A 26,153-nucleotide genomic window follows, 5' to 3' on the forward strand; every position below is an offset into this window, starting at 1 on the left:
GCTCAGGCCACGCCCGCGCGCAGGCAGTCGTGGATATGCAATATGCCGACGGGCCGATCCTGGTCGTCCACCACGATCAGGGCGCCGATCTTGCGCGCATTCATCACCGCCAGCGCCTCGGCGGCAAGGGTGTCGGGCCTGGTGGTGACCGGGTTGCGGGTGGCGACCTCGCCTGCGGCCCGCTCCATCAGCCCGGTCATGTTGCGCCGCAGGTCCCCGTCCGAGATCACGCCGACAAGCCGACCCGCGCCATCGACGACGCCCGCCACGCCGAAACCGTGCGAGGTCATCACCAGCAGCGCATCGGGCATGCCCAGCCCCTCGGGCACCAGGGGCACCTCGTCGCCGCCATGCATCAGCCGCGCCACCGGCGCCAGCCGCGCGCCCAGCTTGCCGCCGGGGTGATAGGTGCGAAACTCTTCGGGGCGGAAGGCGCGCGCCTCCATCAGCGCGACGGCGAGGGCATCGCCGAGCGCCAGCGTCATCGTGGTCGAGGTCGTGGGGGCCATGCCGATCGAACAGGCCTCGGGCAGGTCGGGCAGGGTCAGTTTCAGCCGCGCCGCCCGCATCAGGCTGCTGCCCGGGCGTTTCGATATCCCGATGATCGCGATTCCGAACCGCGCGCAATGGGCGATGATGTCGCCCAGTTCGGTGGTTTCGCCAGAGTTCGAGATCAGGATGCAGGTATCGCCGGGCACGATCATGCCCAGATCGCCATGGCTGGCCTCGGCGGGATGGACGAAGAAGGCGGGCGTCCCGGTCGAGGCCAGCGTCGCCGCGAGCTTGCGGCCGACATGCCCGGATTTCCCCATGCCCGAGACGATGACATGGCCCCTGGAGGCCAGGATCAGCGCCACGGCCGCCGCGAAATCCCCGGGCGGCGCGGCGGAAAGCGCAAGCAGCGCCTCGCCCTCGATCCGAAGCACGCGCTCGGCGACGGCCACCGGGTCGACCGCCGGATCGGGCGCCGCGCTGTCCCTGCCGTCTTTCGCCGCCATCACCATCGCCCCCTTCGCCATGCTCGTGCTGCGGATATGGTCCCCCGCAGGCCTGGGGTCAACGCAAAGGCTCAACGCGCGAGCAGCGCCTCGACCACCCGCTCGGCGGCCTCCTCGGCGGAAAGCGAGACGGTATCGACCACCAGTTCGGGGCTTTCGGGGGCCTCATAGGGGCTGTCGATGCCGGTGAAGTTCTTCAACTGTCCGGCGCGGGCCTTCTTGTAAAGTCCCTTGACGTCGCGCGCTTCGGCCACCTCAAGCGGCGTGTTCACATGGACCTCGATGAATTCGCCCTCGGGGATAAGGTCGCGCACCATCCGCCGTTCCGACCGGAACGGCGAGATGAAGGCCGTGAGCACGATCAGCCCGGCATCGGTCATCAGCCTGGCCACCTCGCCCACGCGGCGGATGTTTTCCACCCGGTCGGCATCGGTGAAGCCCAGGTCGCGGTTCAGCCCGTGGCGGACGTTGTCGCCATCCAGAAGGAAGGTATGGCGCCCCATGGCATGAAGCTTCTTCTCGACCAGATTGGCGATCGTCGATTTCCCCGATCCCGAAAGCCCGGTGAACCAGACCACCGCCGGGCGCTGGCCCTTGAGGCCGGCATGCGCCTCGCGGTTGATGTCGACCGCCTGCCAATGGATGTTCTGGCTGCGGCGCAGCGCGAAATGGATCATCCCCGCCGCCACGGTCGCGTTCGAGATCCGGTCGATCAGGATGAACCCGCCCAGATCGGGGTTGGTGGCATAGGATTCGAAGGGGATCGCCCGGTCGGTCGAGATATTGACCACCCCGATCGCGTTCAGGGCCAGCGTCTTCGAGGCCAGATGCTCCAGCGTGTTGACGTTGACCTCGTATTTCGGCTCGGTCACCGAGGCGGTGACGGTCTGCGTCCCGATCTTCAAGAGATAGGGGCGGCCCGGCAGCATCTCGGCCTCCGACATCCAGACCAGCGTTGCCTCGAACTGGTCGGCGACTTCGCAGGGCGCGTCGGCGGTGGTGATCACGTCGCCGCGCGAGCAATCGACCTCATCCGTCAGGGTCAGCGTGACCGACTGGCCCGCCACCGCCTGCTCCAGATCGCCGTCCAGCGTGACGATGCCTTTCACGCTGGTCGTCCGGCCCGAAGGCAGGATGCGGACGGCATCGCCGGGCCGGAGGCTGCCGGTGGCGATCTGGCCCGCGAAACCGCGGAAATCGAGGTTCGGCCGGTTCACCCATTGCACGGCCATGCGGAAGGGCGCATCCTGAAGCCGGGTGTCGTTCATCGGCGCGGTTTCCAGATGCGAGATCAGGGTCGGCCCCTGATACCAGGCCATGTTTTCCGAACGGGTGACGATATTGTCGCCCATCAGCCCCGAGATCGGGATCGGCAGGAAGCTTTCCATGCCGATCTGGCGGGCAAAATGTGAATAATCGCTCACAATCTCGTAGAAACGCTCGGCGGAATAGCCGACCAGGTCCATCTTGTTCACCGCCAGCACGATGTTGCGGATGCCCAATAGGTTCACCAGATACGAATGGCGGCGGGTCTGGGTCAGCACGCCCTGGCGCGCGTCGATCAGGATCACGGCCAGATCGGCGGTCGAGGCGCCGGTGACCATGTTGCGGGTATATTGCTCATGCCCGGGCGTGTCGGCGACGATGAACTTGCGCTTTTCGGTCGCGAAGAAGCGGTAGGCCACGTCGATGGTGATGCCCTGTTCGCGCTCGGCGGCCAGGCCGTCCACCAAGAGCGCGAAATCGATGCCGCCGCCCTGGGTGCCGACGGATTTGCTGTCGTGTTCGAGGCTGGCGAGCTGATCCTCGAAGATCATCTTGCTGTCATAGAGCAGCCGCCCGATCAGCGTCGACTTGCCGTCATCCACCGAGCCGCAGGTGATGAAGCGCAGCATGGTCTTGTGCTGATGCGCGGTCAGATAGGCGTCGATATCCTCGGCGATCAGCCGGTCGGCCTCATAGGCGTGATGTTCGGTGCCGTGATCTTCGGGGGCTTGATCCTGAAAGGCGGACATCAGAAATAACCCTCCTGCTTTTTCTTCTCCATCGAGGCGGCCTGGTCGTGGTCGATGGCGCGGCCCTGGCGCTCGGACGTGGTGGTCAGAAGCATTTCCTGGATCACCTGCGGCAGCGTGGTGGCGGTCGATTCCACCGCGCCGGTCAGCGGATAGCAGCCAAGGGTGCGGAAGCGGACGGATTTCACCTGCGGCACCTCGCCGGGGTTCAGGCGGAAGCGATCGTCGTCGGCCATGATCAGAAGGCCGTTCCGCTCCACCACCGGGCGCGGCGCGCTGAAGTAAAGCGGCACGATCTCGATCCCTTCGAGATGGATATATTGCCAGATGTCCAGCTCGGTCCAGTTCGAGATCGGGAAGGCGCGGATGCTTTCCCCCGGGGCCTTGCGGGTGTTGTAGAGCTTCCACAATTCCGGGCGCTGGTTCTTCGGATCCCAGCGGTGGCTGGCCGAGCGGAAGGAGAACACCCGCTCCTTGGCGCGGGATTTCTCCTCGTCGCGCCGCGCGCCGCCGAAGGCCACGTCGAAACCGTGGATGGTCAGCGCCTGTTTCAGCCCATCGGTCTTCCACATGTCGGTGTGCAGGCCGCCATGGTCGAAAGGGTTGATGCCTTTCTCGACCGCCTCGGGGTTCTGATAGACGATCAGATCCATCCCGGCAGCCTTGGCGGCGCGGTCGCGCAGCGCATACATGTCGCGGAACTTCCAGGTCGTATCGACATGAAGCAGCGGGAAGGGCGGCGGCGCGGGGTAGAAGGCCTTTTTCGCCAGATGCAGCATCACGGCGGAATCCTTGCCCACCGAATAAAGCATGACCGGGCGGTCGGCATTGGCCACCACCTCGCGCATGATATGGATACTTTCGGCTTCAAGCCGTTGAAGATGGGTCAGCGTGGTTCTAGCCGTCATCGCCCTGCCATGGCACTGATGAAATCCCGTGCCTGATGCCACAGGTGCCGGGCAAAGCAAAGGCGGGGGCGGGGCAAAGCCGGGGCGCGGCGCCATTCAGGCCGGAAAGTCCGGGCCGGACGAGAACCGCGGAACAGGATTTCGCATCCGCCGAGGGCCGAGGGAAACCGGCCCGGCGCCTGCGGGGGCGGGCGCCGGATGGGCAAGGAATGGCCGTTCATGCCCCGATTTCCCCGCAAGCGGGGCCGATAGGGGGGCGGGAGCTTGGTGTCGGCGCCGAAAGCCGCTATGCCGCCCCCGGCCCGTGTCGGGAAATACAGTGTCAGGAGATGGTGTCAGGAAATGGTGAGGAACATGCGGACAGCCCTGGTGACCGGATCTTCGGGTTTCATCGGCTACCACCTGTGCGAGCGGCTTCTGGCCGAGGGGCTGCAAGTGGTGGGGGTCGACAATCTTTCGGATTACTACGACCCCGGGCTGAAGCGCAGCCGCCAGGCGCGACTGGCGCGCAGCCCCGGCTTTTCGGTGGTGAACGACAATGTCGAGACCCCGGGCCTTCTGATGGATCTTTTCGCGCGGCACCGTCCCGATGTGGTGGTCCATCTCGCCGCCCAGGCCGGGGTGCGCTATTCGATCGAGAACCCGCGCTCCTACCTGGAAAGCAATATCCAGGGCACGTTCGAACTGCTGGAAGCCGCCCGGGCCCATCCGCCCGCGCATATGCTGCTGGCCTCGACCTCATCGGCTTACGGCGCGAACAGCCGCATGCCCTATGCCGAGACCGACCGCGCCGATCACCAGATGTCCTTCTATGCCGCGACCAAGAAGGCCAATGAGAGCATGGCGCATTCCTATGCCCATCTCTTCGACCTCCCGGTGACGATGTTTCGCTTCTTCACCGTCTACGGCCCCTGGGGGCGGCCCGACATGGCGCTGTTCAAATTCACCAAAGCGATCCTGAACGGCGATCCGATCGACGTCTACAACCACGGCGAGATGAAGCGCGATTTCACCTATGTCGAGGATCTGGTCGAGGCGATCCGGCTTCTGATCGATACCCCGCCGGTCCGGCCCAAGGACGGGCTTGTGCCCGAGGGCGACAGCCTTTCGCCGGTCGCGCCCTTCCGGGTGGTGAACATCGGCAATTCCGATGCGGTGCAACTGACCGATTTCATCGCCGCGATCGAGACCGCCACCGGCCGGACCGCGATCCGCAACCTGATGGCGATGCAGCCCGGCGACGTGCCCGCGACCTGGGCCGATGCGACGCTTTTGAAATCGCTGACCGGCTATGCGCCGAAAACCCGGGTGCCCGAAGGCGTGCGGGCCTTCGTCGCCTGGTATCGCGCGTATTACGGCGCATGACCGGCGGGAGTGCCTCGATCTCCTGACGGGGGCGCGGGCGGCGTTTCGGCCGGATCCGCCCCGGCATTGCGAAAGCGGCATTCTGCGGGTGGGGGACCCCGTCGGCCTTGCCTTGATGCGCAACCCGGCGCAAAGAAGGCCCGGATGGGCCGGGAGAGACAGGAATGAAGATCGCCGTTGCGGGGCTGGGTTATGTGGGGCTCTCGAACGCCGTGCTGCTGGCGCAGCGCCACGAGGTCATGGCGGTCGATATTTCCGAGGCGCGGGTGGCCCTGGTGAATGCGGGCCGCTCGCCCATCGTCGATGCCGAGATCGAGGATTTCCTTGCCAACCGCCCGCTGGACCTGACCGCCACCACCGATGCGGCATCGGCCTATCGGGACGCCGAATTCGTCATCGTGGCGACGCCGACGAATTACGATGCCCAGACGAATTACTTCGACACCTCCAGCGTCGAGGCCGTGATCCGGGCGGTGACGGCGGTGAACGCCTATGCGACCATCGTGATCAAATCCACCATCCCCGTGGGCTATGTCGCCCGCATCCGCGAGGAACTGTCCACCGATCAGGTGATCTTCTCGCCCGAATTCCTGCGCGAGGGCCGGGCGCTTCACGACAATCTCCACCCGTCCCGCATCATCGTGGGGGAACGCTCGGCGCGCGCCGAGCGGTTCGCCACGCTCTTGCTTGAGGGCGCGGTGACCAAGGATGCGCCGGTGCTCTTCTCGGACCCGTCCGAGGCCGAGGCGATCAAGCTCTTCGCCAATACCTTCCTGGCGCTGCGGGTGGCCTTCTTCAACGAACTCGACAGCTATGCGCTGTCGCGCGACATGGATCCGCGTCAGATCATCGAGGGCGTCTGTCTGGATCCGCGCATCGGGGCGCATTACAACAACCCCTCCTTCGGCTATGGCGGCTATTGCCTGCCCAAGGACACCAAGCAGTTGCTGGCCAATTACGCCAATGTGCCGCAAAACCTGATCCAGGCCGTGGTCGAGGCCAACCGCACCCGCAAGGATTACCTGGCCGACCAGATCATCGCCCGCCGCCCCGGCTGCGTCGGCGTCTACCGGCTGGTGATGAAGGCGGGATCGGACAATTTCCGCCAAAGCTCGATCCAGGGCATCATGAAACGCATCAAGGCCAAGGGGATCGAGGTCGTGGTCTTCGAGCCCGCCCTGGCCGGGGATAATTTCTTCGGCAGCCGGGTGATCCGCGATCTTGAGGCCTTCAAGGCCGCAAGCGACCTGATCGTGGCGAACCGCCGCACGGCGGATCTGGAGGATGTCGCGGAGAAGGTCTTCACCCGCGACATCTTCGGCGCCGACTGATCCTATCTTGCAGCCGTGCGCCGCCGCAGGATGGTCACGGCATTGCCCCGAGGGTGCCCGCAGGCTGGTGTCGATGGGGCGAAGATTCTAGAACGGATCCGCAATTCCGACCGGAGAGAGCCGTGAACATCGAGGCGACCACCCTTCCCGAGGTTATGATCCTGACGCCCCGCCGCTTCGGCGATGCGCGCGGCTGGTTCGCGGAGACCTTCAACGCGGCCCGGATGCGCGAGGCCGGGATCGACACGGACTGGGTGCAGGACAACCATTCCTTCTCGGCGGCGAAGGGCACGCTGCGGGGGCTGCATTACCAGCGCCCGCCCCATGCCCAGGCCAAGCTGGTCCGCTGTTCGCGCGGTGCCATCCTGGATGTGGCGGTGGATTTCCGCGAGGGCAGTCCCCGCTTCGCGCAATGGGTGGGGGTGGAGCTTTCGGCCGGGAACGGGCGGCAGTTGCTGATCCCGGCGGGCTTCCTGCATGGTTTCGTCACCCTGACGCCGGATGTCGAGGTGCAATACAAATGTTCCGACCTCTATGCCCCCGATTGCGACGGCGCGGTGGCCTGGAACGACCCGGAGATCGGCGTCGACTGGGGGGTGGAGGATCCGGTTCTGTCCGACAAGGACCGCGCGGCGCCGCTGTTGCGCGACGCGCCCCGGCCCTTTGCCTTCGGCGGGGCGCCATGCGGGGGGGCGGCATGAAGATCCTGGTGACCGGGGGCGCGGGCTTCATCGGCTCGGCCGTGGTGCGGCTGGCGGTCGGGCGCGGGATCTCGGTGGTGAATGTCGATGCGCTGACCTATGCCGCCTGCCTTGAGAACGTGGCCCCGGTGGCCAAAAGCCCGCTTTACGCCTTCGAGCAGGCCGATATCCGCGACCGCGACGCGCTGGACCGGATCTTTGCCGCGCACCGCCCCGACAGGGTGATGCATCTGGCGGCGGAAAGCCATGTCGACCGCTCGATCGACGGGCCGGGCGATTTCATCGCGACCAATATCACCGGCACCTACAACATGCTGGAAGCCGCGCGCGGCTACTGGCAGGGGCAGGGGCGGCCCGGGGATTTCCGCTTCCATCACATCTCCACCGACGAGGTTTTCGGCTCTCTGCCCGGGGATCCCTCGGTCAGGTTCCACGAAGACACGCCCTATGATCCGCGCAGCCCCTATTCGGCCTCGAAAGCGGCCTCGGACCATCTGGTGCGGGCCTGGCACGAGACCTACGGCCTGCCGGTCGTTCTGACCAATTGCTCGAACAATTACGGCCCCTACCACTTCCCCGAAAAGCTGATTCCGGTGATCATCCTCAACGCGCTGGCCGGGAAGCCGCTGCCGATCTATGGCGACGGCTCGAACATCCGCGACTGGCTGTTCGTCGAGGATCATGCCGAGGCGCTGCTTCTGGTGCTGGAAAAGGGCGCGACCGGCCGCAGCTACAACATCGGCGGCGAGAATGAGCGCAGCAATCTGGAGCTTGTCCGCACCCTTTGCGCCATTCTCGATGAAAGGCGCCCGAAGGCGGAAGGCTCCTACGGCGACCAGATCACCTTCGTGGCCGACCGGCCCGGCCATGACGCCCGCTATGCCATCGCGCCCGACCGCATCCGCGACGAACTCGGCTGGCGGCCGAGCGTGACGGTCGAGGAGGGGCTGGCGCGCACGGTGGACTGGTATCTGGCCAATGAGGATTGGTGGCGCCCGCTTCTGGCGCGCAGGGGCGTGGGCGAACGGCTGGGGGTCGGGGCATGAAGCTTCTGGTCTTCGGCCGGACCGGCCAGGTGGCGACCGAACTGGCGCGGCTTTCTCCCGGGGCGGTCTTTCTCGGCCGCGACGAGGCCGATCTTGCCGATCCCGCCAGTTGCGCCGCCCGGATCCTGGCGCATCGCCCGCAGGCGGTGATCAATGCCGCCGCCTGGACCGCCGTCGACCTTGCGGAAACCGAGGAGGCGGCGGCGGTGTTGGTGAATGGCGCGGCCCCCGCCGCCATGGCGCGGGCCTGCGCGGAACTGTCGGTGCCCTTCGTCCATATCTCGAGCGATTACGTCTTCGACGGCACGGGCGAGGCGCCCTTCGCGCCCGATCATCCCGCCGCGCCGCTTGGCGCCTATGGCCGTTCGAAACTGGTGGGGGAAGAGGGCGTCCGCGCCTCGGGCGCGGTCCATGTCATCCTGCGCACCTCCTGGGTGTTCTCGGCCCATGGCAACAATTTCCTCAAGACCATGCTGCGGCTGGGGGCCGAGCGCGACAGGCTGAACGTGGTCGCCGACCAGATCGGCGGCCCGACGCCCGCGCGGGATATCGCCGCGGCCTGCCTCGTCCTCGCGGCCCGGCTGGTGAACGAGCCCGCGCTTTCGGGAACCTGCCATTTCTCGGGCGCGCCGGATGTGTCCTGGGCCGGTTTCGCGCGCGAAATCATGGCGCAGGCCGGATTGCCCTGCAGCATCGACGATATTCCGACCAGCGCCTGGCCGACGCCCGCGCGCCGCCCGGCGAACAGTCGGCTCGATTGCGCCGGGCTGGCCCGTTTCGGTCTGGCCCGCCCCGACTGGCGCGAGGGGCTGGCCGCCGCATTGAAGGAGCTTGGGCGATGACGGAACGCCAGACCAGCGGGCGCAAGGGCATCATCCTGGCCGGCGGCTCGGGCACGCGGCTTTATCCGATCACGCTCGGCGTCTCGAAACAGCTCATGCCGATCTATGACAAGCCGATGATCTATTATCCGCTCTCGGTCCTCATGCTGGCGGGGATCCGCGAGATCGCGCTGATCACCACGCCGCATGATCAGGAGCAGTTCCGGCGCGCGCTTGGCGACGGATCGCAATGGGGGATCCGGCTGGACTACATCACCCAGCCCTCGCCCGACGGGCTGGCCCAGGCCTATATCCTGGCCGAGTCCTTTCTGGACGGCGCCGCATCCTGCATGGTGCTGGGGGACAATATCTTCTACGGCCACAGCCTGCCCGAGCGGCTGGCCGATGCCGATGCCCGGACCCATGGCGGCACGGTCTTCAGCTACCGCGTCGCCGATCCCGAACGTTATGGCGTCGTCGCCTTCGACGAAGGCGGCCGGGTGACGCAGATCATCGAGAAGCCCCGGGTGCCGCCGTCGAATTTCGCGGTGACCGGGCTTTATTTCCTCGACGGCACGGCGCCGGACCGCGCGCATCGGGTGAAGCCCTCGGCGCGCGGCGAGCTGGAGATCGTCGATCTGCTGCAATCCTATATCGACGAGGGCGCGATGGGGGTCGAGACCCTGGGCCGGGGCTTTGCCTGGCTTGACACCGGCACCCATGGCAGTCTGCTCGACGCCGGGAATTTCGTCCGCACCATCGAGATGCGCCAGGGGCTGCAATCGGGCTGCCCCGAGGAAATCGCCTTCCAGAACGGCTGGATCGCGCGCGAGGACCTGATCCGCATCGCCGCCCCTTACCGCAAGAACGATTACGGCCAGTATCTGCTTCGGCTGGCCGGAGAGAACTGAAGGGATCCGGTCGGGCCGCAAGACGGCCATTTCCGGCCCGCATGATCCGCCCGCCGCCACCGGTTTGACATTCGGCGCCCCGGTCGCCAGAATTGGCCCGGGCGCCATCCGCGCGCCCTGCGGCCCCCTTTTGGGCGGCGGCCCCTGGCGAAGGGGGCTGCGGGTCCGGGGTCACCATCGGCGGGGGGATGCCTGGCATCCCTGGGGAGGCCGTCAGTCCATGCGCTTTGCGTGAATGAAGGGAGGCAACCGCGATCTTCGCGGCCGATGCCGGTCGCCTGCGCGCAAAAGGAAGAAGGAATCCCCGATGATCCGTTTCGACGGCCATACCGTCACTGCGGCCCTGTTCGACATGGACGGCACGATGTTCGACACCGAAAGGCTGCGGTTCGAAACGATCCGCCAGGCGGCGCGCGAAATCTCGGGCGTCGATTTCTCGGACGAGGTGCTGATCGGGTCGCTCGGCCTCAGTGCCCGCCGCGCCGAGGCGCTGGCGAAATCGCATTACGGCGAGGCTTTCGCCTATGCCGCCATCCGCAAGCGCGCGGATGAGCTGGAACTGGCCCATGTCCGCCGCCATGGCGTCCCGGTGAAGCCGGGGCTGCCGGATATTCTCGAGCGGCTGCGCAAGAACGGCATCCGGCTGGCCGTCGCCACCTCGAGCCGCCGGGCCATCGCGCTGGAATATCTGATCAATGCCGATGTCTACCGCTATTTCGACGCCGTGGTCTGCGGCGACGAGGTCGAGAACGGCAAGCCCCACCCCGAGATCTTCCTGGCCGCCGCCCAGGCTGTCGGCTGCGAGATGGACGAGGCGCTGATCGTCGAGGATTCCGCCAATGGCCTGCGCGCCGCGACGGCGGCGGGGGGAAAGGCGGTCTATATCCGCGATATCAAGGACCCGCCCGCCGATCTTCTGGCGGCCTGTTTCCGCCGCTACGACAGCACGATGGATTTCCTTGCGGATCTGCGGCTTCGGACGCGCGACCTGCCCGAGCCGCGGCTGTTCGATCCGTTTCCCTCGGCGCGCAACGGGCTGCGCGTCGGCATCCACGGCTTCGGCGCCATCGGCGGCGGTCTTCTGGCCCAGGTCTTTTCGCATTGGGACGGCTATACCCGCCCCTCCGAGATCGTCGGCGTGACCGGCGATGCACTGACGCGCGAACTGGTCAATGCGGTCGGGCGCTACACCACCCGCTATGACGCCCATGGCTTCGACCAGGTGATCGGCGATATCCGGCTGATCGACAGCGCCGACGAAGCGGCGGTGGTCGAGCTTTACGCCACCAGCGCGCTGATGGGGCTGGCCCTGCCCGAACAGGCCATTCCCGGCGTGGCCGGGCTGATCGCCCGCGGGCTGATCGAGCGGCACCGGCGCGGCACCGGGCCGCTGATCGTGCTGACGATCCTGAACAAGATCGGCGGCAGCGCCTTTGTCGAACGCGCGCTGCGCGCGGCACTTGACCGGCTTGCCCCGGATCTGGCCGGGGAAATCATGGCGCAGACCCGCTTTCCCGAGGCGATGGTGAACCGCATCGTCAGCCGCGTCCCGGCCGAATCCCTCGCCCGGCAGGCCCGGATCAAGCTGCGCCCCTTCCTGCGGCCCTCTCCGCGCGTGGCCCCGCCCGCGTCCGAAGGCCCCCGCCCGGCCTTTCGCGAGGGCTGGCTGGAAACCGCCTGCGACCGGCTGCGCCAGACCGCCTTGCAGGCGAAAACGCTGGAGCGGGTGCATTTCGTCCTTTTCCACAGCGAGCCGGACATGACCGTCTTCGCTGCCAGGGGCGAGCCGCTTCTGGCCGGGTTGCGCCAGCTTCGGCTGGTCGAGGATATCGGCAAGGTCCAGATGCTGAAGAACCGGCTCTGGAACGGCAGCCATGCGGTTCTGGCCTGGTATGGCGACCTGCTGGGCCATGCGACGATCGGCCAGGCCATCGCCGATCCGCGCGTGGCGGATCTGGTCCGCCGCCTGACCGAGGAGGAGATCGGCCCCTCTCTTGCCCGGGCCATGCCGGAGCTGGCGCCCTCGATCCGGGATTTCATCCGCATCTTCACCGACCGTTGCGCCGGATCCTTCAGCGACACCTGCCGCCGGGTCGGGCGCGACCCGCTGCGCAAGCTTCAGCGGGACGAGCGGATCCTGGGCAGCATCTTCGCCGCCAGGCGGGCCGGGATCCGGTCCGAGGCGCTGGAATTCGGCGTGGTGCTGGCGCTTCGCTATGCGCTGCGCCATGACGACGAGAAGGAATGCCGCCTGATCCGGGACATATATGCGCGCCGCAACCGGATCGAGGACGTGCTGACGGCGACCGGACGGATCGAGGGGCGGCCGATGCCCGGGCTGGATCCGGTCGGGGACGCCGATCTGATCGCGCGCATCAAGGCGGGGTTCGAGGCCTTTTCGCCCGGCGCCCTCCCGCTGCCGGACCCGGCCCGGGGCGATGCGGGCGCGCGGGCAGGGGCCGGATGATCCGCGATGGGGGGATCGGGGCGTTTCTGGACAAGAGGTGGAATGGCCTCTAAAGCTTCGGTTGCATGCAATCCACGGATCCAGCCCTGACCCCGCGCGACAAGAAGCCGACATCGACCGAGCGTATCCGCGTCACCCTGGCCGATGAGATCGTGCGCGGGCTGATCGGGCCGGGCGTCGTCCTGGACGAGGTCTCGCTCGCGCAAAGGTTCGACGTGTCGCGGACCCCCGTGCGCGAGGCGATCCGCCAGCTCGAGGCCATCGGCTTCGTCGAGGCCCGTCCCCATCGCGGCGCGGTGGTGCCCCTGTTCACGCCCGAGCGCCTGAACGAGATGTTCTCGGTCATGGCCGAGCTCGAGGCCCTTTGCGCCCGCATGGCGGCCGAGAACATGCCCGACAGTTGCGGCGCCGCGTTGCGGGCGGCGCATGAGGACTGTCGGCTGAGGGCCGAGGCCGAGGATATCCCGGGCTATTACGAGGCCAATGCCGCCTTCCACGAGCTGATCTACAGCCTGGGCGGCAATGCCTTTCTGGCCGATGTCACCCGGGGCGTGCGCAACCGGCTCCAGCCGTTCCGGCGGGCGCAGTTCAGCTCTTCGGGCCGGATCCACAGATCCATCGAGGAACATGCCGCCATCGTCGAGGCGATCCTTGCGCGCGACGCCGAGGCCGCCTTCCGCCTGGCGCGCGACCATATCCAGGTGGTGCGCCATTCGGTCGGATCGGTTGCCGCGGCCCTGCGCGGCTGAGGGCCGCGGCAATTGGGGCGCGAGGGGCCGGGGGAGGAAAGGCCGGGGGAGAGACGACCCGGCGCATGGCGCCCGGGATCAGGCCGGGGCGTTGGCCCGGGCGGCAAGCCAGCCGCGCCAGCCGCCGAAGCGGGTGATGTCCTCGGCGCCCCGGGTGGCGATCTCCTCGACAAGAAAGCCCTTCGCCTGGCCGCCTTCCGCAAGGTCCAGGGTGCCGATGCCCAGGGGCTGCGGGATTCGGGCGACGAAGGCGCCGAAGGCGGCCGGGGAAAGCGACCAGATCTCGATTTCGATGGCGGCCCCGGTCTCGGGGCCGACGCGCAGCAGGCCGGGCTTGCGCGGCGCGGTCCCGGGCAGTTCGTAAAGCCGGTAGAGCGGCGCCGTCCGGGTGGCGCGGATCAGCCGCCCCCCGGGCCGGGTGAGTTCGTGGTTCAGCGGCATGCCGCCAAGATGCGCGCCGACCACGGCAAGGGGGATGCAATCCTCGCCGATGGGGGTGGGCGGGGCGGCGGGGACGTGATGTTCTGTCATGGGATGGATTACCAAAGAGGGAAACGGGCCCGCCGACGGCGGGGCGGGCCCCTGCACGGTTCGGATCAGGGGGCGGCGGCGTCCAGGCCGTCCCAGGCCTTCAGCACGATCTCGTCGGTCAGGAGCGCGCCGAGATCGACGGGACCGGCCAGGGCCTTCTGCTCGCCCTCGCCCAGTTGCAGGTAGGACATGTAGGTCTCCCAGCCCGACGGCAGGAAGGTGCCGTGCGGCTCCACCCCTTCGGGGGCGGTGTAATAGGTCTGGACCAGTTCCCAGAACGGGCCCGCAACCGGATTGTCGCCAAGGCTGGCGGCGGCATATTCGGTCCTGAGCAGTTCGAAGGTCTCATCGGGATTGGCCATGCCCCAGGCCCAGCCCTTCAGCGTCGCGCGGGTGAACCTGACCAGAAGCTCGGGGTCCTGCTCGAAGGTCTCGGCCCGGACCGACAGGGCATCGCCCGGGAAGGCGGCGATGGCGGCTGGGGTGATCGAGCGGGTCTCGATGCCCTGGGCGGGGATCAAGAGAAGGTCGCGCTTGGCGCCGGCATAGGCCTGGATCCGGTCCTCCTGGAAGGAGCGGATCGTCGTCGGATCGCCCTCGCCCGCAATCACCATCCTGACGTCCGCGCCCTCGACCAGCCCGCTTTCCACGATCGAGGCGCGCACCATCGGCACCTCGCCCCCGGCTAGGTCCGAAACGCCGATGGTCTTGTCCTTCATGTCGGCCATGGTCTGCACCGGGCTGTCCTGCGGCACCACGATGTCGAATGTGTCGGGGTAATAGATCTGCATGATGGCCTTCAGCGCGAAGCCGCGCTGCACCGCCTGCATCGTGGCGGCGGCCGAGAAGATCCCCCAGTCCACATTTCCCGCCGCGAGCTGGCGCGCCGCGTCGGACGAGCCCTTGGAATAGTTGAGGGTCACGTCCAGCCCCTCTTCGGCATAGAAGCCCATTTCCTGGGCGACGAAGATCGGGAACATCTGCGCCGTGGGGCCGCCCTGCGCGGTCACGCCGTCGAACCTGGTCAGATCCTGGGCCCATGCGGCGGCACCGGCGCCAAGCGCCAGCGCACCGCCCAGGAGGGCAGCCCGCAGGAGCCCGCCGAATCCGGGTGAGGGAAGGGTCATTTCATTCTCCACTGTTGGTTTGTTTTCGGGCCTTGAAACAGGACGGGCGGCGGGCGTCAGAGGGATTTCCAGAACACCACCCGGTTCTCCAGCCATTCGATCAACTGGTAGACCACCAGCGTGAAGAGCGAGAGCAGGATGATCAGGAAGAACACCGCCGGGATGTCGAGCTGGAAGTTCATCGCATAGATCAGATAGCCGATCCCGGCCGAGGCGCCGACGAATTCGCCCACGATCACCCCCAGGACGGCCAGGGTCCAGCACAGCTTGACCCCCGCCATCATGATCGGCGCGGCATTGGGCAAAAGCAGGTAGCGGAAGGTCTGCCAGCGGCTTGCCGTCAACGATCGCATCAGCTTGATCGCGTTCGGATCGACCGAGGACAGGCCGGTCAGCGTGTTCAGGAACATCGGGAAAAAGCACATCACCACGGAAATCGCGATCTTCGATTCCATGTCGAAGCCGAACCAGGTGACGAAGATCGGCGCCAGAACGATCTTGGGCGGGGCCTGAAGGGCGACCAGATAGGGATAGAGCGTCGCCCGCACCGTGGCGAACATGGCGACAAGGATGCCAAGGATCGCGCCGGCCGCCATGCCGATGGCGAACCCCCAGAAGATCTCTTGCAGGGTGACCCAGACATTGGGCCAGAAATAGCTTGCGGCCATCACCCGCCCGCTGGCCTCAAGCGTCGCCACCGGCGTGGGGATGATCAGCGAATGGACGAACCCGCCATGGGTGGCGATCGCCCAGGCCGCGATCACGAAGATCCCGAACCCCAGCGCAAGCAGCCGGTTGGTCAGCGTCTCGCGGCGGGCGCGGCGGCGCTCGGCTTCGACAAACCGGCTGATCGCATCGCTTTGCCGGTCGGTCGTCTGCGGAAGGGAAATCGGAAGGCCGGTCTCGGTCATGGTCATGTCGTGTCTTTCAGCTCCGGGGCGTTCAGTGATCGACGCCAAGCATGCGGCGGATTTCGAACACGAGTTCGGAATACCGGGGATCGCGCATCATCGCGGTGGTGCGGGGGCGGGGCAGGTCGATCTCGACGATCCCCTCCAGCCGGCCCGGGCGCGGCGTCATCACGAAGACGCGGTCCGACAGGAACACCGCCTCGCCGATGTTGTGGGTGACGAAGATGACGGTCTTGCGCATCGCCTCCCAGATCCGCAGCAATTCCAGGTTCATCGTCTCGCGGGTGAATTCGTCCAGGGCGCCGAAGGGTTCGTCCATCATCAGGATGCGCGGATCATGGGCCAGCAGGCGGGCGAGGCCCACGCGCTGGCGCATGCCGCCCGACAGCTCTCCCGGCAGGCGGTCGCCGAAACCGTTGAGCCCGACCATGTCGAGCAGTTCCTCGGTCCGTTCGGCCTGCCGCTTGCGGTCGAGCCCCAGGATCTGGCCGGGAAGATGGACATTCTGGCGGATCGTCCGCCAGGGAAACAGCACCGAGGTCTGGAACATCATCCCGACATCGGCCCGGGGGCGGCCTGCGGGCCCGCCGGCGATCGTCAGATCGCCCAGGCTTCTTTCCTCCAGCCCGCCCAGGATCGACAGCAATGTCGATTTCCCGCAGCCCGATGGCCCGACGAGCGAGATGAACTCGCCCTCCTTGATGTCGAAGCTCACGTCGTCCAGCGCGACCAGCGGCCCGGTCGCCGTCGCATAGACTTTCGAGATCCCCGTCCCGCTGATGATGTCCGTCGTCATATTGGTCCCTGTAGATTGCATGCAATTACGCATGCAACATCACGGGCAGGGCAAGACGCCCGTCCCGCAGGGGCGAGGAGCAAACGGAGTTTTGTCGGATCTGCCTAAAAATAGTGCCGATTCCGGGGGCATTGGTTCAGCGGATCGCCCCCGGCGAAACGGAATCGCCCCCGGAATCGCCTTCGACATCGTCTCAGGGGACGGTCACGGCGCGGTCGGACGGGCAGATGACCGCGCCGAGGCGGAAGCCGGAGGGTCCGGTCCCGGGGGCGCGCGTCTTGCGCGCCCTACCCCTTGGCACCCTGGCCGCGGGCATAGACATCTTCGTAGCGGATGATGTCGTCCTCTCCCAGATAGCTGCCGGTCTGGACCTCGATCAGCACCATCGGCACCTTGCCCGGGTTCTCCATCCGGTGGACGGAGCCGAGGGGCACATAGACCGACTGGTTCTCGCTCACCAGCCGGACCTGATCGTCCACCGTGACCTTGGCGGTGCCCTCGACCACGATCCAGTGCTCCGAACGGTGGTGATGCGATTGCAGCGAAAGCGCGGCGCCGGGCTTGACCACGATGCGCTTGACCTGGAAGCGCGGCCCGATCACCAGGCTTTCGAACATGCCCCAGGGCCGGTGGTCGGTGGGGAACTGCACCGCCTGGGATGCGCCCTTGGCCTTCAGGGCCGCGACCGCCTCCTTCACCCGCTGGCTTTCGGATTTATGCGCGACCAGGACGGCATCGCCGGTCGCGACCGCGATGATGTCCTTCAGCCCGATGCCCACCAGCTCCACCCGCCCGGTCTCGGAGCGCAGCAGCGTATCGCCGCAATCGATCGCCGTGGCATGGCTTGAGACGACATTGCCATCCGCATCCGGCCCGGTCTCGGCCCAGACCGCATCCCAGCCGCCAAGATCCGACCAGCCCGCCTTGAACGGCATCACGGCAAGGTTCGGCGCCTTTTCCATGATCGCGTAATCGACCGAGATATCGGGCACCGCCGCCCAGGCTTCGGGCGAAAGCCGGGTGAAGGCCATGTCGGGCGCCGCATTCTCGACGGCGCGGGCCACCGGCTCCAGCACGTCGGGGGCATGGTGGCGGAAGGCCTCGATCAGCGCGCCGACCGAAAAGAGGAAGATCCCGGCGTTCCACAGGTAATTGCCCGAGGCGATCATTTCGACCGCCCGCGCGGCATCGGGCTTTTCGACGAAGCGCGCCAGCGGCTGGGGCGTATCGGCCCCCGCATCGCCGCCGGGGGCGAGTTCGAGATAGCCGTAGCCGGTCTCGGGCCGGGTGGGGGCAATGCCGAAGGTGACCAGATCCCCCGCTTCGGCCCGGGGCGCCGCGGCCAGCACGGCGGCGCGGAAGGCCGCCGCATCCGGGACGACATGGTCCGAGGGCGCGACCAGCATCAGCGCCCCGGGATCGGTCTTGGCCAGCGCCAGCGCCGAGGCCAGGACGGCGGGGGCGGTGTTGCGCCCCTCGGGTTCGATCAGCACGGCCGAGGGCTGGATCCGCGCGGTGGCCAGTTGCTCAAGCACGATGAAGCGGAAATCATTGCCGGTGATCACCAGTGGCGCGGCGAAATCCGGGCCCGAAAGCCTGCGCGCGGCGGCCTGGAACAGGCTTTCCTCGCCGGTCAGCGGCACGAATTGCTTGGGAAAGGATCTGCGCGACAACGGCCAGAGCCGGGTGCCGGAGCCGCCGCACAGGAGAAGGGGATGTATCATGTCGTGTCCCTGTGGGTCCGGGAGGTTGCGCGCCCCAGGTCAGGCGCTTCATGCATGGCAGGCCCGAGGAACGAAGTTGGCGAAGTCGCGCCAAGATGGCGCATCCCGGGGGTGCCGTCCAGCACCCCGCCATACCATTTCCAACCTTTGCGTCGGCTTTGCGCAGCGGCCCCATCGCGGGCTTCTACCGCAAAGCGCCGGGCCGGGTCTTCGTATGCCGTCATCCCGGAAGAATATTCTGGACTATATCGCGGGCGGTTGGCTCCGGGGGTGGTTGCCATGCGATCGTGACAGCGGTTAATCGTATCGGCGGAAACGGGGCGCGTGGGTCGCCTGGAACGAACGGCTTGCGGGCGGCCTCGCGGCGCGCCCCGGAAAGCCCTGGCGGGCATGGGCCATGTCCGGGAAAGGCCTGTCGCCGGGTCACGGCGCAGGGGGCGCATCTTGCAGGAAGACATCATGACGGGAACCGGGAAATGACCTTCGATCTTTCGCAAAAGCGCATCTGGGTCGCGGGTCACCGGGGCATGGTCGGCGGCGCCGTCGCACGCCGGCTGGCAAGCGAGGGCTGCGAGGTGATCACCGCCGGGCGCGACCGGGTCGATCTGGTCGAACAGGCGCAGGTGCGCGACTTCATGGCAAGGGAAAGGCCCGATGCCATCGTTCTGGCGGCGGCGAAGGTCGGCGGCATCAAGGCCAACAGCGATTATCCGGTCGATTTCCTGTATCAGAACCTGATGATCGAGGCGAATATCCTTCAGGCCGCGCATGAGGCGGATGTCGCGCGGGTGTTGTTCCTGGGGTCTTCGTGCATCTATCCCAAGCTCGCCCCCCAGCCGATCCCGGAGGACAGCCTGCTGACCGGCCCGCTGGAGCCCACCAACGAATGGTATGCGATCGCCAAGATCGCGGGCATCCGCCTGACCCAGGCCTATCGCCAGCAATATGGCCGCGACTGGATCTCGGCCATGCCGACGAATCTTTACGGGCCGGGCGACAATTACGACCTGAATTCCTCGCATGTCCTGCCCGCGCTTCTGCGCAAGTTCCACGAGGCCCGCGTCGCCGGGGCCGGGACCGTCACCGTCTGGGGCTCGGGCACGCCCTTGCGCGAATTCCTGCATTGCGACGACCTGGCCGATGCGCTGGTTTTCCTGTTGAAGGAATATTCCGGCCATGACCATGTGAATGTCGGCTCGGGGGTCGAGGTGACGATCCGGGAACTGGCGCAGACCATCGCCGAAGTGGTCGGCTATAAGGCCGAGCTGGTCTTCGACGCCACCAAGCCCGACGGCACGCCGCGCAAGCTGATGGACAGTTCCAGATTGCATGCCATGGGCTGGAACCGGGCCCGCCCCCTCAAAGACGGGATCGCAGATGCCTATGCAGACTTCCTCGACGGACGGGACCGGGGATAGCGCCGGGGACAGCCCCGGCCGGATGCCGGACGAGACCCTGCTTCAGGACCGCGAGACGTCGCGTCTCCTGGCCGATCTGCGCGATCTGGCCCATGTGCGGCTGGATCTGCAAAAGCGGCTGGACCTGGCCCTGGCCGAGCGCGCGGCCCTTGCGGCGGAAATCGACGCGCTGCGCCGCTCGCAGTCCTGGCGGATCACCGCGCCGCTGCGATGGGTCTCGGGCGCGCTCCACCGGCTGCGGGCAGGGTTGGGGCGATGATCCGCGTCCTGCCCTTCGGGGGCTGGCGCAACCGCCAGCCCCTGGCCTATGCGCCGATCCGCGCCGCCGCAGGGGATGCGATCGGGCTGGCCGCGGGGCCCGAGGAGGCCGATATCCTGCTGGTCAGCCATCATTGGGATTTCACGCTTTTCGGCCCCGAGATCAGGGGGCTTCTGGCGCGGGCGCCGCAATCGCGGCTGGTGCTGCTGTCGGAAGAGCCCTTGTGGGACATTTCCGCGCTGCCCGATCCCCTGTCCCTGCGGCAGCGGGTGGCGGTCTCGGGCGCCGAATTCGACCTCACGGTGCTGAACCACCACAGTTCGACCATCTTCCGCAGCCTGGCCATCCCCTATTTCCTGCTGACGGACCGGCGCTATATCGCGCATTACCGCCCGCTCTTCGACCGCAATGCCGGATGGAGCGCCGCAGACTGGCGGCGTCATTTCGCCGAGGCCCGGCACGAGGCGGTCTTCCTGGCCGAGCGCCGCCTCGACCCGGCGCTGGAGCGCGACTTCCCCGAGGTGGATTTCCATGGGCTGTCGGTGCGCCGCAGCCGCCTGGCCGAGACCTGCCTTGGGACCCGCGTGATCCGCGAGGGCCGGGGCTGGACCACGGCGCCGCTCCGCCAGGCTCTGCCGGACTGGCATCTGGACAAGCTGGAACGGTTCGACCTGAGCTGCCGCATCATGTCGGCGGTCGAGAACACCCATCAGCCGGATTACGTGTCGGAAAAGATCTGGGACGCCTTCGCGGTGGGGGCGATCCCGCTTTATGCCGCCTCGGCGGGCCATGCGGTTCACCGGCTGGTCGGGTCGCGGGGATGGATCAACCTGCAGGACAGGCTGGACCGGCCCTTCGACCCGTCGGCGCGCGACCTGTGGCCCGATCCGGCGGATTACGCCCGGGTGCAGGCGCGGCTGGCCGCGCTTTTCGCCGATGAATCGCTGATCATGCGCGAATATGAACGCCTTGGCGCGGCCCTGCGGCATGATCTGCAACGGGCGCTTGGCTGAGGTCGTCCGGCAGGTCTTGGGGAAAGGTCAGGCCCACAGGATCTGGAGCCTCACCACCCCTCCTGGCTGACGGGGATCTCATGGCCATGGGCCTTGAGAAGGGCGTGGCGCCGCGCGGCCTTCAGATCCTCGGCCACCATTTCGGCGCACATCTCCTGCACGGTGATCTCGGGCACCCAGCCCAGCTTGGCCTTCGCCTTCGAGGGATCGCCCAGCAGGGTCTCGACCTCGGCCGGGCGGAAATAGCGCGGGTCGATGCGTACCAGCACGTCGCCGGGCTTCACCGCGGGCGCCTTGTCGCCGGCGACCGCAGCCACCGTGCCGATCTCGTCCACCCCCTCGCCCGAGAATTCCAGCTCGATCCCCAGCTCCGCCGCCGACCAGACGATGAACTGGCGCACCGAATACTGCACGCCGGTCGCGATCACGAAATCCTCGGGCGCGTCCTGCTGCAGCATCATCCACTGCATCCGCACATAATCCTTGGCATGGCCCCAGTCGCGAAGGCTGTCGATATTGCCCATGTAGAGGCAGCCCTCCAGCCCCTGGGCGATATTGGCGAGGCCCCGGGTGATCTTGCGGGTGACGAAGGTCTCGCCCCGCCGCGGGCTTTCATGGTTGAAGAGGATGCCGTTGCAGGCATAGATCCCGTAGGCCTCGCGGTAGTTCACCGTGATCCAATAGGCATAGAGCTTGGCCACCGCGTAAGGCGAGCGCGGCCAGAACGGCGTGGTTTCCCGCTGGGGGGTCTCCTGCACCAGGCCGTAAAGCTCGGAGGTCGAGGCCTGGTAGAAACGGGTCTTCTGCTCCAGCCCCAGGAAACGGATCGCCTCCAGCAGGCGCAGCGTGCCGATCCCGTCCACATCGGCGGTATATTCCGGCGCCTCGAAGGAAACCGCGACATGGGACTGGGCGCCGAGGTTGTAGACCTCGTCGGGCTGCACCTCCTGCAGGATCCGCGTCAGGTTCGACGTGTCGGTCAGATCGCCGTAATGCAGCCTGAAACGGGCGTTGTCGATATGCGGGTCCTGGTAGATGTGGTCCACCCGCTGGGTGTTGAAGAGCGAGGCGCGGCGCTTGATCCCATGCACCTCATAGCCTTTTTCCAGCAGGAATTCCGCCAGATAGGACCCGTCCTGACCCGTGATCCCCGTGATAAGGGCCTTCTTCATCCAGATCTCCCGATCCTGCACGCACCTTGGGCATCCCGCCCGGGCATTTCCGTCTGGGCGGCCCGGGCCGCCCGCTCTTGCAAATTGACCTTGTGCATGGGGCCGTGCCCCACCGCAACCGGATTCCCGCGCGCCACCCTGCCGCCGGACCCGGCGATCCGCCTCAGCTTTCGCGGAAGGCCTTGTTGAAGTAATCCATGAACGGTTTCATCAGATAGGTCAGGGGCGAGCGCGAATCCGTCTGGATGAAGGCCTCGACCGGCATGCCGGGCAGCAGGGTCAGCCCTTCGAGCTTCTCGATCTCGCCCTCGTCCAGCACGATCTCGATCCGGTAATAGCTGGCCCGGGTCTGCTGGTCGGTCAGGGCATCGGCCGAGACCACGGTGACCTTGCCCTTCAGATGCGGCGTCGTGCGGGCCGAGAAGGCCGAGAACATCAGTTCGGCCGACTGGCCCGCATGGATCTGGTCGATATGGATCGGCGAGACCTGGGCCGCGATCACGAGCGGTCGGTCCTGCGGCACGATGTAGAGCACCGCATCGGCCGGGCGGATCACGGCGCGCGGGGTGTTGACGGTAAGCCCCAGCACCAGGCCCGAAACCGGCGCCCGGATGTCCAGCCGGTCGATCCGCTCGCGCAGGGCGCTGCGCCGCTCGGCCAGTTCCAGCTCGACCGGGGCGATCTCGCGCAGCCCGTTCGCGGCCTCGGTGCGGCGGTTCAGGTCAAGGCGCACCAATTGCACCTCGATCTCGGTGATCCGCTCGCCCGACTGGGCGCGGATCGCGGTCAGCTCGCCCGCCTGGCCCATCAGCCGCGCCTCCTCGCGCTGCAGGGCAAGCACAGTCGAGGCCTGGGTCAGGCCCTTGTCCAGAAGGCTCTGCTGATCCTCCAGCTGCTTGCGGATCAGCCCGACCTGGATCTCGAGCGCCTTGAGCTGGGCATCCACGCCTTCGATCTGGTTGGCGATCTGGTCGATCCGGCGGGCGAGCTGTTCGGCCTCCTTGGCCGTCGCCGCCGCCCGCGCCTCGAAGAGCCCGCGCTGCCCCTCGATCTGCTCGACCACCTCGGGGCGGCGTTCGGCCTCGGCCAGCAGGCCGACCGGGAAGGTGACCTCAGCGGCGCCGTCGCGCTCGGCCTCAAGCCGCGCCCGCTGGGCCTGGATCTCGGACAGCCTGCCCTCGACGATGACCAGCTCAGAGACCAGCAGCGTGCCGTCCAGCCGGATCAGCACGTCGCCCGCCTCGATCTTGCCGCCCTCGATGACGAGGATCTCGGCCACCACGCCCCCGTCGGGATGCTGGACCACCTGGCGGTTCTGCTCCACCTCGACCTGGCCCGAGGCGATGACTGCCCCCGAGATCGAGGCCATCACACCCCAGGCGCCGAAGCCGAAGACCAGAAGCGCCAGCGACAGAAAACCCACCACCAGCGGGCCGCGCATCGACCAGACCTGGCGTGGATCAGCGGATTTGCCCATTATTGCACCCCCCCGGGGGCGGCGGCGCCCGGCTTGATCGACCGCGCCACATCGCCCGAATTCCGGACCGCCTCGCGCAGGACCTGGTCGCGCGGGCCAAGGGTCTGGACCATGCCGTCCTTCATCACCATCAGCAACTCGCATTCCTGGATCGCCGCCGGGCGGTGCGCCATGATCAGCACCGCGCAGCCCGAGGCCTTGGCCGTCTTGATCGCATGGTTCAGCGCCATCGACCCTTCGTTGTCGAGGTTCGAATTCGGCTCGTCCAGCACGAGAAGGACCGGATTGCCGTAGAAGGCCCGGGCCAGGCCGATGCGCTGGATCTGCCCGCCCGACAGCAGCCCGCCCATGGAACTGACCGGGGTGTCGTAGCCCTTTGGCAGGCGCACGATCAGGTCATGGGCGGCGGCCTTCTTCGCCGCCTCGACGATCTTCGCCGGATCCGCCGTATCGTCCAGCCGGGCGATGTTTTCGGCGATGGAGCCGTCGAACAGGGTCACCCGCTGCGGCAGATAGCCGATATAGCTGCCAAGCGTGTCGGGATCATATTGGTCGAGCGTGGCCCCATCCAGGCGGATATGCCCCCCGGAGGGCCGCCAGACGCCGGTCAGCGCCCGCGCCAGCGAGGATTTCCCCGAACCCGAGGCGCCGATCACCCCCATGGCCTGGCCCGGTTCCAGCCGGAAGGCCACGCCGCGCAGCACGGGCTGGCTTTCGCCGGGAGGGACAATGACCAGGCCCTGCACCTCGAGCCGGCCCTTGGGGCGCGGCAGGGGCGTGCGTTCGGGCTCGGGCGGCACATCGCTGAGCAACTGAGCCAGCCGGTCGCGCGAGGCGCGGAACCGGGTCAGCATCGACCATTGGCTGATCGAGACCTCGATCGGCTGAAGCGCCCGCCCCATCAGGATCGAGCCCGCGATCATCGCGCCGGGGGAAAGGTTGCTGTTCAGCACAAGCCAGGCCCCCAGGCCGAGGATGGCCGATTGCATGAAGATCCGCAGCGTCCGCGTGGTCACCGAGAAGGTGCCCGCGGTATCGGCGGCGGTCATGCTGCCGGCCAGGGCCTTGTGGCGCAAGGCCTGCCAGCGCCGGAAGGCATGGCCGGTCATCCCCATGGAGCGGACGAGTTCGGATTCCGCCTTGAGATTGTCGGCCTGGCGGTCGGCGGCCAGCGTCGCCAGCGTGGCGTCATTGGTGACGGCCTCGGTTCCGCGCTGGTTCAGCAGCGTGATCGTCACCAGCACGACCCCCGCCCCCACCGAGAACCAGCCCAGCAGGGGATGGAAGACGAAGAGGACCGCGACGTAAAGCGGCGCCCAGGGCAGGTCCATCAGCGCGGTCAGGATCGGCGAGGCCCAGAACCGCCCCACGGTTTCCAGGTCGCGCTGCGCCGCATGGGCGGCGACGTCGCGCGGCGCGACGGTCAGGCGGCGGAAGGCCGCGGACAGCACCCGGCGGTCGAGCGCCTCCTGCACATGGGCCCCGATCCGCGCGAGGATGCGGCCGCGGGCATAATCCAGCAGCCCCATGGTCAGGAACAGGAAGGCCATCAGCAGGGACAGCGCGATCAGCGTCGCCTCGGAGCGCGATCCCAGCACCCGGTCATAGACCTGAAGCATATAGACCGGCGAGGTCAGCATCAGCAGGTTGACGAAGGTCGAAAACAGGAAGGCCGCGACCAGCGCGCCGCGCGTGATCGAGCTTGCCGACCGCAACTCCTTGTGTCCGTCGACGGCCTGGTCCTTCGCCACTGTCACACTCCTTCCGGCCGGAACGGGGCCGGGCTGGCGGCAGCGCTGTCGAGGCCCGTGCGACGGGCGGGACAGCGCCCGCGATGCATGTTGTCCGGGGCGGTCACCCGCTTCGGGCGATTCCTACCAGATCCGCCATCCTGTGCGGAGGCTTTTTCACGAAGCCCGGTTTTCGCGCCCTGCGCCGCATGGGGCCCGGCGCGGGGGAGCCCCGGGATCGCCCCTCAGGCCCGCTTACGCCGGAGACGCCGCAGGGGGCCGGTGGCCCGCCAGGAAGTCGAGGCATAGACAAGTGCGAGTTCGGCCTCCAGCTCGACCAGCCGCGCGCCGCGCAGGGCGATCTCGACCCGCAATTCCTCCTCCAGCGCCGCGAAACGGGCGGCCTGCGCCTGTGCTTCCGTCTTCGCGGCGACAAGCCCACGGGCCTGCCGCTCGATCTCGCTGACCTGCAACCCCATGGTCTCGCGTTGCAGCCCGCGCTCACGCTCGTTTTCGGCCAGCAGCGCGCCGCGCAGGGCGATCTCGGCCCGCAATTCCTCCTCCAGCGCCGCGAAACGGGCGGCCTGCGCCTGTGCTTCCGTCTTCGCGGCGACAAGCCCACGGGCCTGCCGCTCGATCTCGCTGACCTGCAACCCCATGGTCTCGCGTTGCAGCCCGCGCTC

General features: G+C 67.3%; 22 protein-coding genes and 1 pseudogene. 11 read left to right on the forward strand and 12 right to left on the reverse strand.

Translation table 11 applies throughout. The features are described from left to right. Window positions 1–2: 2 nt before the first annotated feature. Genes ABNX41_RS16645 through cysD form a run of 3 tightly spaced genes read right to left on the reverse strand, consistent with a single transcriptional unit; the run spans window position 3 to window position 3,921 of the window. On the reverse strand, window positions 3–1,019 hold the full coding sequence (locus ABNX41_RS16645) for a KpsF/GutQ family sugar-phosphate isomerase (protein ID WP_438670839.1): 1,017 nt from the start codon (window positions 1,017–1,019) through the stop codon (window positions 3–5). Window positions 1,020–1,069: 50 nt separating this feature from the next. Beyond that, window positions 1,070–3,013: a sulfate adenylyltransferase subunit CysN gene (cysN, locus tag ABNX41_RS16650; RefSeq protein ID WP_438670840.1), complete on the reverse strand. Its 1,944-nt coding sequence runs from the start codon at window positions 3,011–3,013 to the stop codon at window positions 1,070–1,072. After that, complete coding sequence (cysD, locus tag ABNX41_RS16655; protein WP_438670841.1) at window positions 3,013–3,921, reverse strand: sulfate adenylyltransferase subunit CysD; 909 nt, start codon at window positions 3,919–3,921, stop codon at window positions 3,013–3,015. The genes cysN and cysD overlap by 1 nt, the downstream gene beginning before the upstream one ends. A 354-nt stretch (window positions 3,922–4,275) precedes the next feature. Between cysD and ABNX41_RS16660 the strand changes: the two genes are divergently transcribed. The 8 genes from ABNX41_RS16660 to ABNX41_RS16695 all read left to right on the forward strand — a co-directional run bounded on the left by ABNX41_RS16660 (window position 4,276) and on the right by ABNX41_RS16695 (window position 13,312). After that, a complete protein-coding gene (locus ABNX41_RS16660) occupies window positions 4,276–5,286 on the forward strand; it encodes an NAD-dependent epimerase/dehydratase family protein (protein ID WP_438670842.1) in 1,011 nt (336 codons plus the stop codon). A gap of 164 nt (window positions 5,287–5,450) precedes the next feature. Continuing rightward, window positions 5,451–6,617 (forward strand): nucleotide sugar dehydrogenase, encoded by a 1,167-nt coding sequence (locus tag ABNX41_RS16665; RefSeq protein WP_438670843.1) that lies wholly within the window; start codon window positions 5,451–5,453, stop codon window positions 6,615–6,617. Window positions 6,618–6,739: 122 nt separating this feature from the next. Beyond that, entirely contained in the window at window positions 6,740–7,318 is a 579-nt protein-coding gene (rfbC, locus tag ABNX41_RS16670) for a dTDP-4-dehydrorhamnose 3,5-epimerase (RefSeq protein ID WP_438670844.1), read from the forward strand. Next, a complete protein-coding gene (gene rfbB / locus ABNX41_RS16675) occupies window positions 7,315–8,364 on the forward strand; it encodes a dTDP-glucose 4,6-dehydratase (RefSeq protein ID WP_438670845.1) in 1,050 nt (349 codons plus the stop codon). The genes rfbC and rfbB overlap by 4 nt, the downstream gene beginning before the upstream one ends. Then, entirely contained in the window at window positions 8,361–9,206 is an 846-nt protein-coding gene (gene rfbD, locus ABNX41_RS16680; RefSeq protein WP_438670846.1) for a dTDP-4-dehydrorhamnose reductase, read from the forward strand. The genes rfbB and rfbD overlap by 4 nt, the downstream gene beginning before the upstream one ends. Beyond that, window positions 9,203–10,096, forward strand: coding sequence for a glucose-1-phosphate thymidylyltransferase RfbA (gene rfbA / locus ABNX41_RS16685; protein ID WP_438670847.1), 894 nt, complete (start codon window positions 9,203–9,205; stop codon window positions 10,094–10,096). Before rfbD ends, rfbA begins: the two co-directional genes overlap by 4 nt. Before the next feature lie 307 nt (window positions 10,097–10,403). Continuing rightward, window positions 10,404–12,563, forward strand: a complete 2,160-nt coding sequence (gene mtlD / locus ABNX41_RS16690) for a bifunctional mannitol-1-phosphate dehydrogenase/phosphatase (protein WP_438670848.1) — start codon at window positions 10,404–10,406, stop codon at window positions 12,561–12,563. A gap of 65 nt (window positions 12,564–12,628) precedes the next feature. Next, window positions 12,629–13,312: a GntR family transcriptional regulator gene (locus ABNX41_RS16695; RefSeq protein WP_438670849.1), complete on the forward strand. Its 684-nt coding sequence runs from the start codon at window positions 12,629–12,631 to the stop codon at window positions 13,310–13,312. Between the two features lie 78 nt (window positions 13,313–13,390). Here the strand turns inward: ABNX41_RS16695 and ABNX41_RS16700 are convergent, their stop codons facing one another. The 5 genes from ABNX41_RS16700 to ABNX41_RS16720 all read right to left on the reverse strand — a co-directional run bounded on the left by ABNX41_RS16700 (window position 13,391) and on the right by ABNX41_RS16720 (window position 18,401). Further along, on the reverse strand, window positions 13,391–13,843 hold the full coding sequence (locus ABNX41_RS16700; protein ID WP_438670850.1) for an allophanate hydrolase-related protein: 453 nt from the start codon (window positions 13,841–13,843) through the stop codon (window positions 13,391–13,393). A gap of 65 nt (window positions 13,844–13,908) precedes the next feature. Then, window positions 13,909–14,970, reverse strand: coding sequence for an ABC transporter substrate-binding protein (locus ABNX41_RS16705; RefSeq protein ID WP_438670851.1), 1,062 nt, complete (start codon window positions 14,968–14,970; stop codon window positions 13,909–13,911). A gap of 56 nt (window positions 14,971–15,026) precedes the next feature. Continuing rightward, complete coding sequence (locus ABNX41_RS16710) at window positions 15,027–15,887, reverse strand: ABC transporter permease (protein WP_438670852.1); 861 nt, start codon at window positions 15,885–15,887, stop codon at window positions 15,027–15,029. Between the two features lie 25 nt (window positions 15,888–15,912). Then, window positions 15,913–16,677 carry an ABC transporter ATP-binding protein gene (locus ABNX41_RS16715; RefSeq protein ID WP_438670853.1) on the reverse strand — a complete coding sequence of 255 codons (765 nt, stop codon included), beginning with the start codon at window positions 16,675–16,677 and terminating at the stop codon, window positions 15,913–15,915. A gap of 287 nt (window positions 16,678–16,964) precedes the next feature. After that, on the reverse strand, window positions 16,965–18,401 hold the full coding sequence (locus tag ABNX41_RS16720) for a mannose-1-phosphate guanylyltransferase/mannose-6-phosphate isomerase (protein WP_438670854.1): 1,437 nt from the start codon (window positions 18,399–18,401) through the stop codon (window positions 16,965–16,967). Between the two features lie 476 nt (window positions 18,402–18,877). Between ABNX41_RS16720 and fcl the strand changes: the two genes are divergently transcribed. Genes fcl through ABNX41_RS16735 form a run of 3 tightly spaced genes read left to right on the forward strand, consistent with a single transcriptional unit; the run spans window position 18,878 to window position 21,091 of the window. Next, a complete protein-coding gene (gene fcl / locus ABNX41_RS16725) occupies window positions 18,878–19,819 on the forward strand; it encodes a GDP-L-fucose synthase (RefSeq protein WP_438670855.1) in 942 nt (313 codons plus the stop codon). Between the two features lie 22 nt (window positions 19,820–19,841). Further along, window positions 19,842–20,078 (forward strand): hypothetical protein, encoded by a 237-nt coding sequence (locus ABNX41_RS16730; protein WP_438670856.1) that lies wholly within the window; start codon window positions 19,842–19,844, stop codon window positions 20,076–20,078. After that, a complete protein-coding gene (locus tag ABNX41_RS16735; protein ID WP_438670857.1) occupies window positions 20,075–21,091 on the forward strand; it encodes a glycosyltransferase family 10 domain-containing protein in 1,017 nt (338 codons plus the stop codon). The genes ABNX41_RS16730 and ABNX41_RS16735 overlap by 4 nt, the downstream gene beginning before the upstream one ends. A gap of 50 nt (window positions 21,092–21,141) precedes the next feature. Here ABNX41_RS16735 and gmd read toward each other — a convergent pair whose 3' ends face one another. From gmd to ABNX41_RS16755, 4 genes and pseudogenes are all read right to left on the reverse strand, one after another. Further along, complete coding sequence (gene gmd, locus ABNX41_RS16740; RefSeq protein ID WP_438670858.1) at window positions 21,142–22,263, reverse strand: GDP-mannose 4,6-dehydratase; 1,122 nt, start codon at window positions 22,261–22,263, stop codon at window positions 21,142–21,144. Window positions 22,264–22,426: 163 nt separating this feature from the next. Further along, window positions 22,427–23,740 (reverse strand): HlyD family type I secretion periplasmic adaptor subunit, encoded by a 1,314-nt coding sequence (locus tag ABNX41_RS16745; protein WP_438670859.1) that lies wholly within the window; start codon window positions 23,738–23,740, stop codon window positions 22,427–22,429. Continuing rightward, complete coding sequence (locus ABNX41_RS16750; RefSeq protein ID WP_438670860.1) at window positions 23,740–25,491, reverse strand: type I secretion system permease/ATPase; 1,752 nt, start codon at window positions 25,489–25,491, stop codon at window positions 23,740–23,742. The genes ABNX41_RS16745 and ABNX41_RS16750 overlap by 1 nt, the downstream gene beginning before the upstream one ends. Window positions 25,492–25,715: 224 nt before the next feature. After that, a pseudogene (locus tag ABNX41_RS16755) lies at window positions 25,716–26,153 on the reverse strand (hypothetical protein); the annotation flags it as partial.

This window comes from Pseudogemmobacter sonorensis (genome assembly GCF_042762395.1).
GTDB classification, from domain to species: domain Bacteria; phylum Pseudomonadota; class Alphaproteobacteria; order Rhodobacterales; family Rhodobacteraceae; genus Pseudogemmobacter; species Pseudogemmobacter sonorensis.